Genomic DNA, 19319 nt, shown 5'->3' on the forward strand with positions numbered 1-19319 from the left:
TTTTGTTTCATAAGACGGTGTCATACTATCGGGTATGTCGTACACCTGTGGAACAAGGAGAAAGAGATGAATAATAAGGGCTCCGGCCTCACCCCGGCTCAGGCACTGGAAAAACTGAACGCGCTGTACGAGCAGTCAGTAAGCGATTTACGTAGTGCCATCAGTGACTATATTGAAGACGGTACGCTTCCTGATGTGGAAGCCAGAGCCAACGGCCTGTTTGTCTATCCATCGCTTTCCGTCACCTGGGATGGCAGCGTGACCAACTCCCCCAAAACCCGCGCCTATGGCCGGTTTACGCACGCGGGCTGCTACTCCACAACCGTGACCCGTCCGATGCTGTTTCGCCCCTATCTGGAAGAGCAGTTAACGCTGCTGTATCGGGATTATGACGCCCATATCACCGTAGAGCCTTCGCGCCACGAGATCCCCTATCCCTACGTGATAGATGGCTCTGCCCTGACGCTGGATCGCTCCATGAGCGCCGGGCTGACGCGCCATTTCCCGACCACCGAGCTGTCGCAAATTGGTGATGAGACCGCTGACGGTATCTACCATCCGGCCGAGTATTCCCCCCTTTCGCACTTTGATGCGCGCCGGGTGGATTTCTCGCTGGCGCGTCTGCGCCATTACACCGGCACCCCGGCAGAACATTTCCAGCCGTTTGTGCTGTTCACTAACTACACCCGCTATGTGGATGAGTTCGTGCGCTGGGGATGCAGCCAGATCCTCGATCCGGATAGCCCGTACATTGCCCTCTCCTGCGCAGGCGGGATCTGGATAACCGCCGAGACCGAGGCGCCAGAACAGGCCATTTCTGATCTGGCGTGGAAAAAACACCAGATGCCGGCCTGGCACCTGATCACCGCCGACGGCCAGGGCATCACCCTGATTAACATCGGGGTAGGACCGTCAAATGCCAAAACCATCTGCGATCATCTTGCTGTGCTGCGCCCGGATGTCTGGCTGATGATTGGTCACTGCGGCGGCCTGCGTGAAAGCCAGCTGATTGGCGATTACGTGCTGGCGCATGCTTACCTGCGTGATGACCACGTGCTGGATGCCGTCCTGCCTCCGGACATCCCTATTCCAAGCATTGCCGAAGTACAACGCGCGCTCTACGACGCCACGAAAGAGGTGAGCGGTATGCCGGGTGAAGAGGTTAAACAGCGCCTGCGTACCGGTACGGTGGTGACTACCGATGACCGCAACTGGGAATTGCGTTACTCCGCCTCAGCGCTGCGCTTCAACCTGAGCCGCGCGGTGGCCATTGATATGGAAAGCGCCACTATCGCTGCCCAGGGTTACCGTTTCCGCGTCCCTTACGGCACCTTGCTGTGCGTATCCGACAAACCGTTACACGGCGAAATTAAGCTGCCCGGGCAGGCGAACCGCTTCTACGAGGGAGCGATCTCCGAACATTTACAGATTGGCATTCGGGCCATTGATCGGCTGCGGGCCGAAGGCGATAAGCTGCACTCGCGCAAACTGCGAACCTTTAACGAGCCGCCGTTTCGCTAATAATAAAAAAGGAGCGATATGCAAACCCCATCCCCTCTATCCGCGCTGCGCGAATGGCTTCGTGCGCAGAACCTTGACGGCATTATCGTGCCGCGGGCCGATGCCTTTCAAAGCGAATACTGCGCGCCGCACGATGACCAGTTGGCCTGGTTGACCGGCTTTGACGGCTCGGCGGGCCATGCGTTGATCCTCCAGGATCGCGCACTGATGTTCGTCGATGGCCGCTATCAGGTTCAGGTTCGTGAGCAGGTTGATTTAGACGCCTTCGAGATCCTGCATCTGCACAATGATCCGCTGGCCCCCTGGCTGCGCGAGAATCTCCGCCCCGGTGCGCGTATCGCGTTTGAAGCTATGTTGATGACCCCGGCGCAATACGACGCTCTGCGTGCCAGCCAGTGTACGCTGGTGCCGCTGAATGACTCCCCCTTCGACGACATCTGGCACGATCGCCCCCCGGCTCCGGTTGGGGCTATCCGCGAAATGCCCTATGAGTACAACGGGGAGAACAGCGCCGACAAACGCCAGCGCATCGCCGCCCTGCTTGATGCTCACAATACGGATTACCTGGCGATTACCCAGCCGGACAACATCGCCTGGCTGTTGAATGTGCGTGGCAGTGATATTCCAACCAGCCCGGTGCCCAACTCGTTTGCCCTGCTGGGACGCGATGGTCGCGTCGAGTGGTTTGTTAACGCCGATAAGACCCGCTCGCTCTCGCCTGCGCTACTGGCGAGCCTTACCCTCTCTGCAGAAGGTGATTTCCTCTCCCGGAGCCAGCATCTTTCGGCGGGCAAGCGCGTGATGATGGATGCCGATACCGCCCCCGTAGCCCTGCGTTTTGCGGTAGAAAAATCGGGTGAGATCGTCTGGAATGCCGATCCCATCACCCTGATGAAGGCACTAAAAAACCCGGTGGAGCTGGCGGGCTATCGTCAGTCTCACCAGTATGACGGCGCGGCATGGATTAATTTCCTCGCCTGGCTGGCACGCGAAGTGCCCCGGCGTGAGGCGGCAGGCAATCCGCTCACCGAGCTGGAAGCGCAAGAACAGCAGTTGGCTTTCCGCGCGCAACAGCCCGGCTTTATCGAACCCAGTTTTGCCACCATTTCAGCCTCCGCCAGTAATGCGGCAATGTGCCACTACCACTCAAGCGAAAGCACCAACAAGGCCATCACCCACCGCGACTTTTATCTGAACGACTCGGGCGGCCAGTATCATAATGGCACCACCGATGCTACGCGCACCCTGGCCTACGGCCCGCTGAGCGCTCAGTGTCGTCTGCACTATACGGCCGTGCTCAAAGGTTTTCTGTCGATGATTAGCCTGCAGTTCCCGTCCGGCACCCAGGGACACCAGATTGACGCCTTTGCCCGCAGACCTCTGTGGGAGCTGGGTCTCGATTTCGATCACGGCACCGGCCACGGCGTGGGGCATCAATTGCTAATTCATGAAAACCCGCACCGCATCGCGAAAAAGGTCAATCCATGGCCGCTGGTGGCGGGGAATATTATGACCATCGAACCGGGTTACTATCTGGCCGATGCGTATGGCATTCGTATTGAAAACCAGGTGGAAGTGGTAGAGAGCCTGCCGGGCTTTTGCAAATTCGCCTCGCTGACGCTTATCCCGATCGATTTGAGTCAGGTGGAACTGCACCTGCTGAGCGAGCAGGAAAAACAGTGGCTGGACGACTACCACCAGCAGGTGCGGGAGGTACTCATGCCGCTGGTAGAGAGTGAGGCGCAGCAGTGGCTACTTGCCGCAACCGCCCCGATTCAGCGCCAGAAGGGGTAAATTCCCGGACGCAGAAAAGCAAAAAGCCTGCTTAAAAGCAGGCTTTTTAAATTTGGCTCCTCTGACTGGACTCGAACCAGTGACATACGGATTAACAGTCCGCCGTTCTACCGACTGAACTACAGAGGAATCGTGTGAACGGGGCGCATATTATCGATGCCACCCGGCGATGTCAAAGGCAGAATGCACATTTTGAATCGATTGCCGAATTATTCTCCAGTTTGCGCATCTATAAGTCGTTCTTTTGGCGCTTCCCGGACCGGACGCGGGTATTTCCACAGCCAGCGCCCACTCACCATTCGCCAGTAGAAGAACGCGCCGCGTACCGCCCAGTCAAGGAACATCCCCAGCCAGACGCCGACCACACCCCATCCCAGCATGATACCCAGCGTGTACCCGGCCACGACACGACAGCCCCACATACCGAGCATGGAGACCCACATCGCAAAACGTGCATCACGTGCCCCCTTCAGACCGGCAGGTAACACCCAGGAGGCAGCCCAGATCGGCATAAAGGCGGCGTTAAGCCAGATCAGGATCACTACCACATCTTTTACATCCTGCTCATGGGTATAGAAGGAGGCCATCAGACTGGCAAACGGCGCGGTAACCCAGGCGATGGCGGTTAATCCAATGGTCGAGAGCCAGAAAACATGGCGGAGCTGCCGCTCGGCCTGGCCAATCTGTCCTTTGCCCAGGCGCTTACCGGTGATGATGGTGGATGCCGAGCCGAGGGCGTTCCCCGGCAGGTTAATCAGCGCCGCAATGGAAAAGGCAATAAAGTTGCCGGCGATGACGTCGGTGCCCATCCCGGCAACAAACATCTGCGTCAGTAATTTTCCGCTGTTAAACAATACGGATTCAATGCTGGCCGGCACGCCAATACCCATCACCTCCCAGATAATGGCGAAGTTAAGCGGCCGAAAGTAGCTCTTCAGGTTGATGCGAAGCGAGGGAGTGAACCCCACCGCCAGCACAGCAATAATAGCAATCGCGCCAATATAGCGAGAGATGGTCAGCCCCAGCCCGGCGCCGATAAAGCCCAGTCCATCCCAGGAAAAAATACCGTAGATCAGCACGCTGCTGATCATGATGTTCAGTATGTTCATCCCGCCGTTAATCATCAGCGGAATTTTCGTATTCCCTGCCCCGCGCAAGGCTCCGCTGCCAATCAGGGCGATGGCGGCCGCGGGATAGCTCAGCACGGTCATTTCCAGATACGAGAGCGCCAGGGCCTTAACCTCGTTTGTCGCCTCACCCGCCACGATATTGATGATCTCTTCACCGTAATAGTGGATCACCGCCGCCAGCACTATTGAGAACAAGGTCATGATCACCAGCGACTGGCGGGCAGCAGCGCGCGCGCGTCGCGGATCGCGCTTTCCGAGGCTGAACGCCACCACCACCGTGGTGCCCAGATCGATAGCCGCAAAGAAGGAGATGATGACCATGTTAAAGCTATCTGCCAGGCCCACGCCCGCCATCGCCTCCTTGCCCAGCCAGCTGACAAGGAAGGTGCTCAGCACGCCCATCAGCAATACACAGGTATTTTCCAGAAAGATAGGCACAGCAAGGGGGGTGATTTCACGCCAGAACAGAACCCGATAACTTTTACGTTTGGTATACCAGGGCGTACGCATGACGCGCTGGCGTAAAGCGGAAGTGACGTTCAAAATGGACCTTAGCGAGAAAGTTGAAACTCCATTTCAAATGATGAGGGAGAATAGACGATCCTGCAAAGTATTTTGCAGAAAAAAGTGGGGGTTAATGCGTCAATATGCTGAATGAATCGTCAGTTAAACAAAATGCGTTAAGATCAGGTTTGACAAAACTTTTTTCGCCGCTAAGATAACGCTCCACAACGATTCCTCTGTAGTTCAGTCGGTAGAACGGCGGACTGTTAATCCGTATGTCACTGGTTCGAGTCCAGTCAGAGGAGCCACATTTAAGAAGCCTGCTTTCGAGCAGGCTTTTTGCTTTTCTGTGACCAAACGGCCTTATGTAAGGCGCAAAAAAAAGCCCCCCGAACGAATCGGAGGGCCTGGATAGCTGGCGGAGGTTACTCGCTTTTGGCTTCCACGTGCTTCATTTCGCCCATCACTTTCAGCTTTTTCGAGATCTCACGGCGCTCTTTGGAGATCTCAGCGTTTTTGATGATGTAATCATCTACGCGGTCTTCGTAGTCACTCTTCATGCTGGCAATGATGCCCTGGATAGCTTCAACGCTCATACCCGGTTTGATGTAATCGCTCAGGTTGTCCAGCAGCAGTACGCGCTTCTGGTTGTCACGGATCTTTTTCTCAACGTCCTGAATTTCACGCTGCAATTTGTTCTTGCGGCGGAACAGGCGGACGAATTCCAGAACATCCTGGAACGAAGGCTTGGTAGTTTCCATTTTTACACCCCTGATAATGTGAGATTCGGATTCGTTTAAACAACCGCTATGGCAGTAACCTTACTGACAGCGATTGCGGATGACAATAATTTTTGCTTTGGTCTTATCATAACCGTAAATGGTGCTGAATCGAAGCAGCAGACATCACTCAACGTAATGGCTGCGCTTTATTTGCGCAGCGCCCGGCAGATTAAGTGCGAAAGCAGTTCCAGCTGACGCGCCAGCTCCATACTCAACCATACATAGCCATGAATAGGCGTTTCCGCCACGTTTTGGCTCTGATGCTCATTAATCAACTCACGCAGTTCGGCAACGATCTCATTCAGCTTTTCGGTATTGGCCAGAATCGGCTGCGGATTGCCTTCATACAGGGCGTGGGCAATAGTGAGCAGCGTTTGCTGGGTCATCTGCTGCGTCTCTTTGAGGGTACGGGCGTTGAGCATCACAAAGTGGCTCTCTCGCGATGCCCAGTGCGCATTGATTTGAAGCTCCAGCATACAGACCAGATTGCGACTGACGGTCTGGATCCCCTCAAAAATAGACTTCTGGATGTGCGTCTCTTTACTGGCGGGGGTAATAAGACCTCGCATTTTCACTACGTCATTCAGGATGGTTTGCAGGCGCTTTTCCAGGCGCGGGCGCTCAACAAGATTAGGGGAAAAACCAGCCTGATAAACGCGGTTAAAGGCCGTCACATAGTTAGCCATCTGAATGCGCCAGTGCAGAAATGCCCGCTGCGGCCAGATACCCGTGAAGAGCATTGCCAGCAGTGAACCCAGTATCACATCGCCGCTTCGCCACAGTGCCGTATTCATATCCCCCGTTGGCGCACCGACAACCACCGCCAGGGTGATGCCAATCAGCAGTGCCTGATAAGGTTTTTTACCCAGCGCCAGCCAGCCGCAAAGGAACATCGCCGCCGCACACCAGAGCAACATCAAGGGCAATGAATAGAGCTCCAGCTTCAGGGCAATCAGGCCCAGAGCCGAGCCTAAGATGGTGCCGCCGATACGTTCAAATGCCCTGGGTACCACATTACCCCAGAAAGAGATTGGCCCCATAATTACCACCAGGGTGATGAGCGGCCACGTCCCTTCCGGCACATGCAGTAGGCGCACAAGCAGGAAAGTAAGGATAAACGCCAGCGCGATACGGCATCCATGCACCACGCGGTAATGACGATAGAGACGAATTTCAGACGAGGTTAATGGTTTATCGGGGCGCACACCCGCTCTCCAGCCATTGAATAAAGTCTGATTGTAACTGGTTTTCTGCCGTAGAGGGGTCTGCGGCAGAAAAACCCTTTAGATTCTATGCCTAAAGGTGACTAGCCCGCTTTGTGCTGTACCGGAATATACATTTCGATATCCCAGTAGCCGTCGGCATTACCGTCGTTCAGATAGCGTTCGAAGCAGGGTTTTGGCGCGATCTGGTAGCGGTTGTCCTCCAGCAAGCTGGCGAACAGATGATTCCAGGGCGTCGCGAAATCGTGATTTTCGACACGGGTAGTGGCAGAGGCATATTCGCCTTCGGCGACCTCGGTCAGGATCACCCCTTCGCTATTGGCAGGCAGCGTAAAATCGTCGGCGACGCGGACGACGGTGTCGCAGCGCAGTTTTTCCGCAGGCACTTCATCAGGGTTATCGTAATAGACCGCCAGCCATTCCTGTGAGGGAATGTCATGACCGTCGACCCACATAACAAGCTGTTCGAACCCTTGTTTTACCGTCTGCTCCCACGGTCCGACCAGGTGAAAACCCGCGATTTTACGTTTAGGTTGATGCGAAATGTTATAGTCCATGCTGCCTCCTTTATCACTGTATATTCATACACTATAAAGCAGTAAAAAGCGGTGTGACAAACGTGAAGTGTTTATTATGCGAGCAGACTCGCAGAGTCGCCAGTCTGCTCGCAGGCAGGTTATATTTTGTGGTGAATATAGTCGCTCAGTCGCGAGAACATCCCCCCCTTCCCGACAGGCTCAAGGGTGACCAGCGGCCAGTGCGCCACCACTTTGTCGCGATCGTATAAGGCGATTTCGCCGACGCGCTGATGCGCAGCAATCGGCGCTTCAAGCTCTTTTTTATCCAGGACATAGCGCGCTTTAATATTGGCCACTTCCGCCTTCGGCAGCGCCAGCCAGAAATCCTGATCGGTACCCAGCGCAATCTTCTCTTTATCGCCGTACCAGATACGCTCGGTTCCGACCTGCTTGCCGCTGCGCAGGATCTGCACAGTATCAAAGTTCTGCTGGCCCCAGTGCAGCAGCTTGCGCGCCTGATCTTCACGCGCTTTCGGGCTTTCGGCACCCATCACAACGGCAATAAGACGTCGCTGACCATCCACCGCAGAGGCGATCAGGTTAAAGCCGGCACCGGAGGTGTGCCCGGTTTTAAGACCATCAACATCAAGATTTTTATCCCATAACAGACCGTTACGGTTTTGCTGGGTAATACCGTTCCAGGTGAGGCTCTTCTCGCTATACATGTGATAAAACGCCGGCTCACCATGAATAATCGCGCGGGAGAGTACTGCCAGGTCGTAAGCCGAGCTGTGCTGCCCCGGCGCATCCAGGCCATGCACGGTTTCGAAATGGGTGTCGCGCAGATTCAGTTTCTGCACATAGTCGTTCATCATGTTCACAAACTGCGGCTGCCCGCCTGCCACATGATCGGCCAGCGCCACGCAGGCGTCGTTTCCGGAATCGACAATCAAACCGCGGCTTAAATCCCGTACGGTAATGCGATCGCCGGGTTTGATAAACATCAGTGAGGAACCGTCGAAAACGGGATTCCCTTTGGCCCAGGCATCGCGCCCCACGGTGACCACATCGTCGGCAGAGATGCGATGACTATCAATCGCACGGTCAACAACATAGCCGGTCATCAGCTTGGTGAGGCTGGCCGGGTTACGTTGCTGATGTTCGTTGCCCGCCGTTAAAACTTGCCCGGTCGTATAATCCATCAATACCCATGATCCTGCCTGTATAGCAGGCGGTTGCGGCGCATAATCAATCGGGTCGGCAGCCAGCGCGGATGAAATACTTACAGCGAGCAAAGAAACTGCAATAAACAGACGGCGTTTCAACGGTATATCCTCAGGTCATTTAAAATCGTTGACCTTTTTACGGAAGTTCTGATGTCGATACCTGGATAAATTGCAATGAAATGTGACAGAGCGCAGATTTTTTTGCGAGGCAGGTCCGCAATTTTCATCTTTTCGACCGCTTTTTCTTCGGCGTGCCTGAGCGGATGGTTTACTATAGAGGGTGACTTACAAACAGGATGGTATTACTGGTGTCTGACTCCGCCGCGCTGATGACGATCTATTTTTAAGCGCTTAACTGCTTATAGTCGCTACCAATATGAGATTTAACGTTTGAGTGTTTTATTAGATATATGATAAGGCACGCCGACTGGTTTTTACATTACTGATAATTATTATTCTACAGCGCTCGGTTGATAAAGCAGTCATCCGAACAATTGCTTCTGCCGCTACCATAGCCTCCTCTCCTGTTGACTCACATCGCTTGTTATGAACGCCTTATGTTAATACTGGTTTGGTGTTAGCGTGACCGTCGGCAATCTCTATGACTCCACTCGCAACGCTCAGGCAGCAACTGGCTAGCGACTGTCGCTGCTCAATATCAGGCTACTACCAGTGACTGAAAGCTAACGTAAAACTCCCTGTTTGGGTTATGGAACATGATCTAGCAGTTCTCGCCTCCATTTCGGGAGTTATAATTAAGGGTCTTTAGCTAATGCTTGATCCCCTGATTGGTTTCATACAAAGGCCTATTCCAATTGACTATAAAATCGTTGCTTAAAAAATGCAGCTTTGAAACAGTTTAGTCCCCGTTAGGTTCGCCTTTGATTACAATGTCAATGGCGCTTGGTATAGCGTAGATGTTGCCCATGTAATGCCCTACACAAATTCTCAAAATATATTCAATATCAACTGTTATAGCTGTCGATTAAGTCCAGAATGTTTGCTAAAATCTCCATTTCTCAGAATTCACTAATATCTTTGATCTTGATTATTTCAGATATTAGATGTGCGAGAAGCTCGGTAGTATGCGAATTTTCAATTTGTTGACTCACATACTGACTCAGGCTGAACTTTTTCTGCCAAAATGCTCTGAACACTCTTTGGCCACTGCGCCCGAACACCATCATTAACTAACCGGATGGAACGTTATTAGTGAGTTTTATGATGAATCACTCTTTATATTTTTTGCTTATCTTTGTTGCTTCTATTTTGTCGGTATCGATATTATTCCGTGCACATTTTTTCAGTTTTCTTGACGAAGAATCCAGCGCACCTAGCAGGGTTGTTGGTCTTGATGGCTTAAGATTTTATCTGGCTGCATTTGTTGTCTTGCATCACATTGATTGTTTTCATAGTTTCATAGATACAGGAAAGTGGGCACCATCACAATACTACCTGTGGGCACTTGGTAAGTATGGTGTAGCTTTATTTTTCATGATCACAGCATTTCTTTTTTGGGGCAAGATACGCAATAAACAAAGCATCGACTGGGCGTCACTCTACAGAGGAAGGGCACTCCGAATAGTGCCAATGGCTATATTTTCATCATTCCTTGCCGTAATAATGGTAACAATATACTCATACCAAACAGATGGATTTTTTTTCAACGTTAAAAATGTTATTCCCTGGTTTGATGCTTCTATATTTAACCTTAGACCTGATTTCACAAACTTCAAAACCCCTAAAGTTGCTATGGCTGGGGTAACATGGACTTTGAAATGGGAGTGGTTATTTTATTTCTTACTGCCTCTACTGTTCATTTTCAGAAATAAGGGCCTAGAATTCGCAATTGCCGGCTGCGCATTATGCTTTTATCTACTTCCACAGATAGATGCACAAAACGCATATATTTGGTCTTACTTCGCATTTGGAATTTTATGTAAGGAATTGTCCCTAATTGTTAAGATAAACAACAAAGTTGCCAGCTCATTAGCATTACTATCATTGCTAGTTCTTTTTGTATCTGAACCTGGTTTTTTTTCCGTCACAGGGACTCCTCTCCTCGCCTTAATTTTCCTATGCGTAACCTGCGGTTCTGATATTTTTGGCTCTTTATCTATGAAGTCAGCCAAGAGGCTTGGAACGATTAGCTATAGCATATATATAATGCAGGGACCGATATTATTCCCTTTTTTCATAATGCTTAAACAATACCAACTCCAAATGTATACACTAACGTCTGCAGCTGTAGTGGTGCTGTTATTCATTTTACTATGCGTCATATGCTGCGCTACATATGTTTGGATTGAGAAAAGATTCATGAATGGCTTTTCTAAAAACATCACAGCCGAGGCTCGATATTAAAAGCGCTACTCTATGACGCGTTGTTTCCACTCACGCAAATGGAGCAAAAAATATTCGCAGGCTGCTTAAAATGGACCTATCCGCATAAGAGCCTGCGCTATCACTTAATCTTAGAAGTTACTTATGGCGCTTGCATCGGCCATATCAGCAGAGACATTTCATATCGACCCGATAATTTCCTGGAATATAAATCATGGCACTACAATCATTTACGTTAAAAGAAAAATGATGGATGATATTAACTCCTGCATTCAATAAGCGCTAATACCTAGAGGGTATGTCATAAGTGTTCTCAACAACCGTCATCTCTTCTTCAACAATTTTCATAGCCCTTATAACAAAAAGTTAACACGCCATTTTCTATATAATCAGAGGTAGAGAAATCCTGAAATTTTTAATCAAAGTCAACCCACCTCATTTTATGAATATAATATATCTACATGCCATCTGAAAGACCGAATCAAAGGTCGGTTAACATCTAATTAGCTGAATATATTTTCAGTTTCACTCACCTTATTCATAAGCATTTTAAACACTAGCCCTTTATAATAAAGCATTAAATGGAGTGGTTTATATATCTTATTGCTTAATTAACCAGCCTCCCCTCAAGAGACAAAAGCAACAGAAAGCAAGGATACAATGAACATATGCAAGTGATGATTATTAATATTGAGAAACCTTTAAATCCAGTAATAAATTTCAAATATAGATTAAAGCACGGTCATTACTTTTTTTACACCAATCTTGTAAGGGTTATTTTTTGAGGATTAGCGATATCTTAAATGTAAAAAACGCTCATCACACGAATACAACCAGTTGAACACTGTGTAAACTTATTCGGAGCAATCCCTCCTGACAGCAGGCATGAACTATCTCAGCAGTATTCGTCGCTATTAGCATTAGCTTTTGTTATCTAATAAAACAGCTGGCAATATGCCTTTATAACAAGTTCCGGCTGGATTCCCCATACTATAGAATACTTTGTTGGGCAAGCTAATCAAGCCTTTTATATATAAAAAATACATTTTCATACCATCCTCATAAGTATTTATCAGCGAGGTAACATTAATAGTAAACTGGTAAATAATCATAGCCCTTGTATGAGAAGAATTTTGACATAATTCCGAATCAGAAATCGAGGCGTTATGTATGCGGTTCTGCGCCAATGAGATAACGGTCTCGCATTTAAGTAGTAATCTGCAGAGCCTCTTGAGTTCAAAAGATTGGTATATATTAATAACACCCCACCGAGATTTCCCTTTCCATTAATGCCAATATCGAAATCGGGTCATTCACTATAAATGTGGCCTCAAGCCCAATCAGCATCGGCACTTCTTGTGGACCCGATTATGGTTTACCATTACTGGGATGCTGAATAAGTTGCGATGCCTATAGATAATATTTGGTACGCTCGAACGAGTGGTTTGGTTTGGTACGTTTCCTGTACGCTCAATCACATGGACATCGAGGCATTTTAAACGTTCGTGGACAAACTCAGGTGTAGAAAGGGTTGTTTTTCGAATGGTAACAGGCAGTTAATAAACGAATTTGGATAATGTGAAACAATGGCAGATACCGATAAACAACCTACCTTCCTTTTCCACGATTACGAAACCTTTGGTACCAGCCCGTCGCTGGACCGCCCTGCCCAGTTTGCAGCTATCCGAACCGATGCCGACTTCAACATTATCGGCGAGCCGGAAGTGTTCTGGTGCAAACCAGCAGACGATTATCTGCCTCAACCCGGCGCAGTGATGGTGACAGGCATTACGCCGCAGGAAGCTCGCGCTAAAGGGGTTACCGAAGCGGAGTTTGCCCGCCGTATTCACGATCTGTTTACCGTACCCAATACCTGCGTGGTGGGTTATAACAACGTGCGCTTCGATGATGAAGTGACGCGCAACATTTTCTACCGCAACTTCTACGATCCTTACGCCTGGAGCTGGCAAAATCGCAACTCCCGCTGGGACCTGCTGGATGTGATGCGCGCATGCTACGCCCTGCGTCCGCAGGGGATTAACTGGCCTGAAAACGATGAAGGGCTGCCCAGTTTTCGACTTGAGCATCTAACCCGTGCTAACGGTATCGAACACAGTAACGCCCACGATGCGATGGCGGATGTTTACGCCACCATTGCCATGGCAAAGCTGGTGAAAGCGCAGCAGCCGAAGCTGTTCGATTATCTGCTGAGCCACCGCAGTAAGCAGAAACTGACTACCCTCATCGACGTCCCGCAAATGAAACCCCTGGTCCATGTCTCGGGGATGTTTGGCGCCTGGCGGGGTAACACCAGCTGGGTAGCCCCTCTGGCCTGGCACCCGGAAAACCGTAACGCGGTGATTATGGTAGACCTGGCGGGGGACATCTCTCCCCTGCTGGATCTGGATAGCGATACTCTGCGCGAGCGGCTGTATACGCCTAAAGATGCACTGGGCGACGAGTCCGCCGTGCCGGTGAAGCTACTGCACGTCAATAAATGCCCGGTACTGGCGCAGGCCAATACCCTGCGTCCGGAAGATGCTGACCGGCTGGGTATCGACCGTCAGCGCTGTCTGGATAATCTGAAGGTGCTTCGCGAGAATCCCCAGGTGCGTGAGAAAGTGGTGGCAATTTTCGCCGAAGCCGAACCTTTCACGCCATCAGATAACGTGGATGCCCAGCTTTATAACGGCTTCTTCAGCGATGCGGACCGTGCGGCAATGAACATCGTACTGCAAACCGAACCACGTAATCTGCCCGCGCTGGATTTGACCTTTGCCGATGCGCGTATAGAGAAGCTTATCTTTAATTACCGTGCCCGTAACTTTCCCGGCACGCTGGATGAAGACGAGCAGGCGCGCTGGCTGCAGCATCGTCGCAACGTCTTTACGCCTGAGTTCTTGCAGGCTTACGCCCAGGAGCTGGAGATGCTCTACGGTCAGTATGAAGGTAATAACGAGAAGCTTGGGCTACTGAAGGCGCTTTATCAATACGCCCAGGAGATCGTCTGATTACGCCCTCCCGCGGCCGGGAGGGCGTTTGGCTCAGGACTTCTGAACGGTGATGCTCCACGCGGCATCACCCACCTGCTGATAATCTGTGATCGCGTGCCCCTCTTCTGCCGCCCACTGTGGGATGGCTTCTGTCGCCTGCGTGCAGTCGAATTCGATAATCAATTCATCACCGCTGGCCATCTCAGCCAGCGCGGCTTTTGCTTCAATCAGTGGAAACGGGCAAACCTGCGTCACCACATCCAGTTTTTTAATCGCCATAACAGCTCCTGTTATTCATCAGGCCGTCGCAGCCGCAAGTTTCGCTTTGCGTTGCGGACGGACATATAAAAACCATGACGCAGTCCATACGCCAAGGATCATAAAGGCCAGACCAATCCAGCCCTGCCAGGTCATCATCGCCGTCATGACTAGGCCATTGCCGATAGAGCAACCACCGGCCATACTGGCGCCTACTCCCATCAGCATGCCACCCAGGCCGCTGCGTAGCGTGGTTTGCGCATCTGCGGCGCGTACACGAAACTCGCGGCTGGCCTTCGCGGCAATAAAGGAACCCAGGAAAATCCCCAGCACCAGGAAGACGCCCCAGTTCAGGAACTTGCTCTGTCCGGCTACCAGGAACTGCAGAATATTGGCTGTCGGGGAAGTCACCCCTAAACCGAACATACGCCCTGTCGCCTCGCTCAGTGGCCACGCCAGCAGCGCGATCAAACCAATGAGAACGGCGGTGACAAAGGGATGCCAGCGCTTTTCAAACAGCAAGTGAGCAAGACCGGTACGGCGCGGCGGCAATGACGCGACCTTAAGCTTAGGTTTACGCAGTTCTTTGCTTACAGCCCAGAGCGTGACCACCAGTAACAGCGCTATCAACGGCCAGACGGAGAAACCAAAGGTCTCGGCAATAGAGTTGTGCCCGGTACTGTAAGTTTTTAGCACCTGATTGAGGCCATCCGCATGGGGTGAACGCATTACCGCGCTCAGCAGCATATAGGTGAAGAGCGCAATCCAGCTGCCGATCAACCCTTCGCCAGCGCGATACCAGGTTCCGGTGGCACAGCCGCCTGCATAGACGATACCCAGGCCAAAGATATAGCCCCCCACTACGGTACCAAGCCATGGAAAGGTGCCGGCATCATACTGCACCAGTCCCATCTGAATGAGCGCAAATACGCCCAGACTCTGGATGGAGATAGCAATTAAGAGGGCATAAAACATGCGGTTGTTTTTCGCAATGTACATGTCGCGAAAACCGCCGGTGAGACAGAACCGCCCACGCTGCATAACAAAACCCAGCAGCGCGCCGCAGAACAGTCCGCTAAAGATCATAGAGAGCATAATTATTAATAAGCCAGCAAAACATCAGGAGGCAAATTATTAATGACTCGCCGGGCAGGGACAAATAACCAAATGTTCCTGGTTAGAACCTTTAGTTATTTCAGATATAAAAAAACCGGAGGCGATGTCTCCGGTTTTTGTTATTCAACGCTATCGATTATGCAACGTCTTCGTACTGCGGTACCGGGTTGCGGAAGCTTTTGGTCACGCAAGCCAGATAAACCAGACCGATACCACCCCAGATCAGACCCAGAACCATGGAGCTCTCTTCCAGATTAACCCACAGTGCACCCACAGTCAGGGCACCACAAACTGGCAGAATCAGGTAGTTAAAGTGGTCTTTCAACGTCTTGTTACGCTTCTCACGGATCCAGAACTGCGAGATAACCGAGAGGTTAACGAAGGTAAAGGCTACCAGCGCACCGAAGTTGATCAGCGCGGTTGCGGTTACCAGGTCAAAGTTGATGGCCAGCAGTGCGATCGCACCGACCAGCAGCACGTTCCATGCCGGGGTACGCCATTTCGGATGAACATAACCGAAGAAGCGCGTCGGGAACACACCATCGCGGCCCATCACGTACATCAGACGAGAAACCCCTGCGTGTGCAGCCATACCGGATGCCAGAACGGTCACGCTGGAGAAGATCAGCACGCCCCACTGGAAGGTTTTACCCGCAACGTACAGCATGATTTCTGGCTGTGACGCGTCCGGATCTTTAAAGCGAGAGATATCCGGGAAGTACAGCTGCAGGAAGTAGGAAGCACCGATAAAGATCAGGCCGCCAATCAACGCCGTCAGGAAGATGGCACGCGGAATCACGCGCTCTGCGTCTTTGGTCTCTTCAGACAACGAGGAGATACCATCGAAGCCGAGGAACGAGAAGCAGAGAATGGTCGCGCCGGTAATCATCGGCACAACGTGCGCCCCTTCAGACCAGAACGGACGGGTGCTGGTGAGCGTACCTGCCCCTTCACCGTGGGAAACGCCATAAATGATCAGACCCACGATAACCGCCACAATACCCATCTGCAGAATAACGATCAGGGTATTGAAGTTAGCCACGGTTTTGATGCTGCGCAGGTTAGAGATGGTCATAAAGGCCACCAGCGCCACAACGAAAATCCACGACGGTATAGAAGGTACCAGCGCTTCGAAGTAAATTTTAGCCAGCAGAATGTTGATCATCGGCATGAACAGGTAGTCCAGCAGAGATGACCAGCCCACCATAAAGCCAACAGCCGGGCTAATGGATTTCTGAGCATAGGTGTATGCAGAGCCTGCAGACGGGAAACGGCGAACCAGTTTACCGTAGCTCAGCGCTGTAAAGAGAATCGCGACCAGCGCAAAGGCGTATGCCGTTGCAACGTGACCGTCAGTAAGGCCTGATACGATACCGAATGTATCGAACAGCGTCATCGGCTGCATGTAGGCAAGGCCCATCATAACAACCGGAATCAACGTAAGGGTTTTACGTAATTCCACGCGAGAGGTGTTTGGAGTTGCGTTATGCGACATAGTTAATCTCCTTTACGGTGATAACCGCCACGTAAGCGAAAAATTGCCCCATTTCGTTTATTCCTCAGCGACAACAACTGTCGGATTTTAGTAAATATCTATCCGGTACGAAGCCCGGCCTCTTGGTTTTAGTTTCGTTTCGTACATGCAAAAAAAAATAACCGACGCCTTTTATATCGTCGATTATTCATTTGTTTGCAGCGGCGGCATTTTGCCCCATCTGCTGGCAGTAATGCAATAGATTGCGAAGGCATGCAAAACTTTATTTGATCTAACTGGCTGATTTTTCGACGCCAGCTGCTGCATAAACTGCAGCAATAGCACTATTTGCTAAAATCTCTTGCCGCCACCATGCACTGGCAAGCCCCGCAGTTTGCTCATTCCAGCCTATCCATACCGACTCATCACTGGTCTGTGCTAAAACCTGCTTTTCTATTAGCGCTCCGCTTTCTATAAAGCGCTGGGCTAAATAGCGAGGCAGATAACCGCAACCGAGGCCGTTTATTTGCAGTTCGAGTTTAGTTTTAAAGTCAAAGACGGTGATGGCCTCTTGATCGTCGAGCAGCTGAGACGAAACCGCACAGCCAGGCAAACTATTATCTCCCACCACGATAGCGCGGTAATTTTTAATAACGCGTCGGTTAATAGGTTCGGCTTCCTGAGCCAGGGGGTGATGTGGCGCCACCACGAAGACCTGCTCCAGTTTACCAAGACAGGCAAAGCCAAAGGCACTGAGCTGGGGAGGTTCATGGAGTGCACCGACGATAATGTCCGCCCGGCCCTGAATTAGTGCCTCCCAGGACCCGGCCAGCACGCCGTTGATAAATTTCAGCCGCGTGACGCTATGGCGCGCATAAAAAGCCTCGATCAGCGGGGCCAGTAACGAAAACGGAAAGGTATCATCCACGCCAATGACCAGTTCATTTTCCCATCCCTGGTGCAGTTTAATGGCCTGTTTTTCCAGCTCACGCACGGCGTGCAGTACATCCCGCCCTTTCTCCAGCAGCATTTGCCCGGTACGGGTAAAGCGGGCGCGGTGCCCGGTACGATCGAGGATCTGGATATTGAGATCGCTTTCCAGCTTGTGCACGGTATAGCTGAGCGCCGAGGGCGTTTTAAACAGTTTTGCCGACGCAGCGGCAAAACTGCCCTCTTTTTCCAGCGCATCGAGGATGATAAGAACATCCAGCAGTGGTTTCATGCTTCCCCCTTGTGGCGCAATTGCCTCCGCGGGCTGCATCACTCCATCGGCATAACCAGCGGATCGGGAAATTGATACTCAAATCCCAGTTCGTGACAGATACGGTTACCATCAATCACTTTGCCTTTTCTTTCGCCCTGCGCATCGTGGAAATGCGGAGGTTCCAGACCAAGCTGACGCGCCATAACCGGGTAGAAGGTGCTACGAGCGGGATGAGAGGGCGCACATATATTATAGATGTGTCCGCCTTTTGGAGCCTGCAAAAGCAGGGTAATTGCCGCGATGACATCTTCAAGATGCACAAGATTAACGCCATGTTGCCCGTCCGGCGCCGTTTTCCCCGCAAAGAAACGACCCGGGTGACGCCCCGGCCCGACCAGGCCGGCAAGACGCAGGATATCAACCTGTGTACCCGGTAAATTGTGCAGCCAGTCCTCCAGGTCTTTTAATACCCGTCCGCTCGCGGTGACCGGCGCGCGCGGACTGTCCTCTTTTACCGTTCCTTCGGTATCGCCATAGACCGAGGTTGAACTGGTAAAGATAATGCGTGGAATATCATGGGCCAGGGCGCTGTCGACAATCTCCTGCATCGCCTGCAGGTAGAATCCGTCTCCCGGTCCGGTTCGGCGGGCGGGCAGCGTAATGACCAGCGCGTCGACATTCATCAGCGTATCCAGATCGTCGGCATCGCAGATAAGCTCTGGCTCCAGGCGCAATTCGACCCCTTCGATACCGCACATCCGCGCGGCTTCCACGCCGTCTGCGGTGGTTTTGCTGCCCGTCACCTGCCAGCCTCGTGCCGTTAATGACATCGCCAGCGGCATCCCTAACCACCCTAAACCGACAATTGCGACCTTTTTCATCCGTCTTCTCCTGACATTTACGCGTCTCTGTTAAGGCTACGCCAGCCGTCCGGAACTGACAATTCATAGCTACAATATGAAATGAATTAATGATTAAAAAAAGCCCTTGCTTTCAGTGACACAAGTGGTTTAGGTTAAAAGACATCACATGAATAAGCATTCATCGAGAATTTTATGACACGCGTTCCATTTAAACACCACCATCATCACCATCATCCTGACTAGTCTTTCAGGCGATGTGTGCTGGAAGACATTCAGATCTTCCAGTGGTGCATGAACGCGAGAAAAGCCCCCGGAAGATCTTCTTCCGGGGGCTTTTTTTTGGATCGTATTCAGACAGGTTAAAACAGGA

Annotated in this window: 16 protein-coding genes, 2 tRNA genes and 1 other annotated feature; of the genes, 6 read left to right on the forward strand and 12 right to left on the reverse strand. The window is 51.4% G+C overall.

The window, feature by feature from the left end; genetic code table 11:
- Positions 1-66 precede the first annotated feature (66 nt).
- Positions 67-1521 (forward strand): AMP nucleosidase, encoded by a 1455-nt coding sequence (locus tag B2Q93_RS15750; protein WP_040074940.1) that lies wholly within the window; start codon positions 67-69, stop codon positions 1519-1521.
- Positions 1522-1539: 18 nt separating this feature from the next.
- Positions 1540-3315 carry an aminopeptidase P family protein gene (locus tag B2Q93_RS15755; protein ID WP_286933723.1) on the forward strand — a complete coding sequence of 592 codons (1776 nt, stop codon included), beginning with the start codon at positions 1540-1542 and terminating at the stop codon, positions 3313-3315.
- Positions 3316-3368: 53 nt separating this feature from the next.
- On the opposite strand, the gene B2Q93_RS15760 is transcribed toward B2Q93_RS15755, so the two are convergent.
- Together B2Q93_RS15760 and B2Q93_RS15765 are read right to left on the reverse strand one after the other, a co-directional pair.
- Positions 3369-3444: transfer RNA gene (locus B2Q93_RS15760), tRNA-Asn, on the reverse strand.
- Between the two features lie 80 nt (positions 3445-3524).
- Entirely contained in the window at positions 3525-4988 is a 1464-nt protein-coding gene (locus B2Q93_RS15765) for an EmmdR/YeeO family multidrug/toxin efflux MATE transporter (RefSeq protein ID WP_286933725.1), read from the reverse strand.
- Between the two features lie 193 nt (positions 4989-5181).
- Between B2Q93_RS15765 and B2Q93_RS15770 the strand changes: the two genes are divergently transcribed.
- Positions 5182-5257: transfer RNA gene (locus tag B2Q93_RS15770), tRNA-Asn, on the forward strand.
- 117 nt (positions 5258-5374) lie between these two features.
- Here B2Q93_RS15770 and B2Q93_RS15775 read toward each other — a convergent pair.
- From B2Q93_RS15775 to dacD, 4 genes are all read right to left on the reverse strand, one after another.
- Positions 5375-5710, reverse strand: a complete 336-nt coding sequence (locus B2Q93_RS15775) for a DUF496 family protein (RefSeq protein ID WP_040074937.1) — start codon at positions 5708-5710, stop codon at positions 5375-5377.
- A gap of 167 nt (positions 5711-5877) precedes the next feature.
- Complete coding sequence (locus B2Q93_RS15780; RefSeq protein ID WP_207292022.1) at positions 5878-6936, reverse strand: FUSC family protein; 1059 nt, start codon at positions 6934-6936, stop codon at positions 5878-5880.
- Positions 6937-7037: 101 nt separating this feature from the next.
- Entirely contained in the window at positions 7038-7511 is a 474-nt protein-coding gene (gene sbmC / locus B2Q93_RS15785) for a DNA gyrase inhibitor SbmC (RefSeq protein ID WP_286933726.1), read from the reverse strand.
- 119 nt (positions 7512-7630) lie between these two features.
- Positions 7631-8803, reverse strand: coding sequence for a serine-type D-Ala-D-Ala carboxypeptidase DacD (dacD, locus tag B2Q93_RS15790; protein ID WP_154298776.1), 1173 nt, complete (start codon positions 8801-8803; stop codon positions 7631-7633).
- 1116 nt (positions 8804-9919) lie between these two features.
- Here dacD and B2Q93_RS15795 point away from each other — a divergent pair.
- Both B2Q93_RS15795 and sbcB read left to right on the forward strand, forming a co-directional pair.
- Positions 9920-11062 (forward strand): acyltransferase family protein, encoded by a 1143-nt coding sequence (locus tag B2Q93_RS15795; RefSeq protein ID WP_286809525.1) that lies wholly within the window; start codon positions 9920-9922, stop codon positions 11060-11062.
- Between the two features lie 1565 nt (positions 11063-12627).
- The gene (gene sbcB, locus B2Q93_RS15800; protein ID WP_286933727.1) at positions 12628-14052 is read left to right on the forward strand and encodes an exodeoxyribonuclease I; all 1425 of its coding nucleotides are present in this window, start codon (positions 12628-12630) and stop codon (positions 14050-14052) included.
- A gap of 33 nt (positions 14053-14085) precedes the next feature.
- Here the strand turns inward: sbcB and tsuB are convergent, their stop codons facing one another.
- The 6 genes from tsuB to B2Q93_RS15825 form a co-directional block, all read right to left on the reverse strand.
- Entirely contained in the window at positions 14086-14313 is a 228-nt protein-coding gene (gene tsuB, locus B2Q93_RS15805) for a thiosulfate utilization sulfurtransferase TsuB/YeeD (RefSeq protein ID WP_286933729.1), read from the reverse strand.
- 18 nt (positions 14314-14331) lie between these two features.
- Entirely contained in the window at positions 14332-15387 is a 1056-nt protein-coding gene (gene tsuA / locus B2Q93_RS15810) for a thiosulfate utilization transporter TsuA/YeeE (protein ID WP_207292026.1), read from the reverse strand.
- 157 nt (positions 15388-15544) lie between these two features.
- Positions 15545-16903: an APC family permease gene (locus tag B2Q93_RS15815; protein ID WP_046884827.1), complete on the reverse strand. Its 1359-nt coding sequence runs from the start codon at positions 16901-16903 to the stop codon at positions 15545-15547.
- Positions 16893-16955 carry a membrane protein YoeI gene (gene yoeI, locus B2Q93_RS21285; RefSeq protein WP_100245854.1) on the reverse strand — a complete coding sequence of 21 codons (63 nt, stop codon included), beginning with the start codon at positions 16953-16955 and terminating at the stop codon, positions 16893-16895. Before yoeI ends, B2Q93_RS15815 begins: the two co-directional genes overlap by 11 nt.
- Before the next feature lie 219 nt (positions 16956-17174).
- The gene (locus tag B2Q93_RS15820) at positions 17175-18104 is read right to left on the reverse strand and encodes a LysR substrate-binding domain-containing protein (RefSeq protein ID WP_040074930.1); all 930 of its coding nucleotides are present in this window, start codon (positions 18102-18104) and stop codon (positions 17175-17177) included.
- Positions 18105-18142: 38 nt separating this feature from the next.
- On the reverse strand, positions 18143-18967 hold the full coding sequence (locus B2Q93_RS15825; protein WP_046884826.1) for an SDR family oxidoreductase: 825 nt from the start codon (positions 18965-18967) through the stop codon (positions 18143-18145).
- Between the two features lie 174 nt (positions 18968-19141).
- Between B2Q93_RS15825 and hisL the strand changes: the two genes are divergently transcribed.
- On the forward strand, positions 19142-19192 hold the full coding sequence (gene hisL, locus B2Q93_RS15830; RefSeq protein WP_154298781.1) for a his operon leader peptide: 51 nt from the start codon (positions 19142-19144) through the stop codon (positions 19190-19192).
- Positions 19168-19290: a sequence feature (His leader region), on the forward strand. (Overlaps the previous gene by 25 nt.)
- Positions 19291-19319: the final 29 nt, after the last annotated feature.

The organism is Leclercia sp. UBA5958 (genome assembly GCF_002430365.1).
In the GTDB taxonomy this organism is placed as follows: Bacteria; Pseudomonadota; Gammaproteobacteria; order Enterobacterales; family Enterobacteriaceae; genus Enterobacter; species Enterobacter pneumoniae.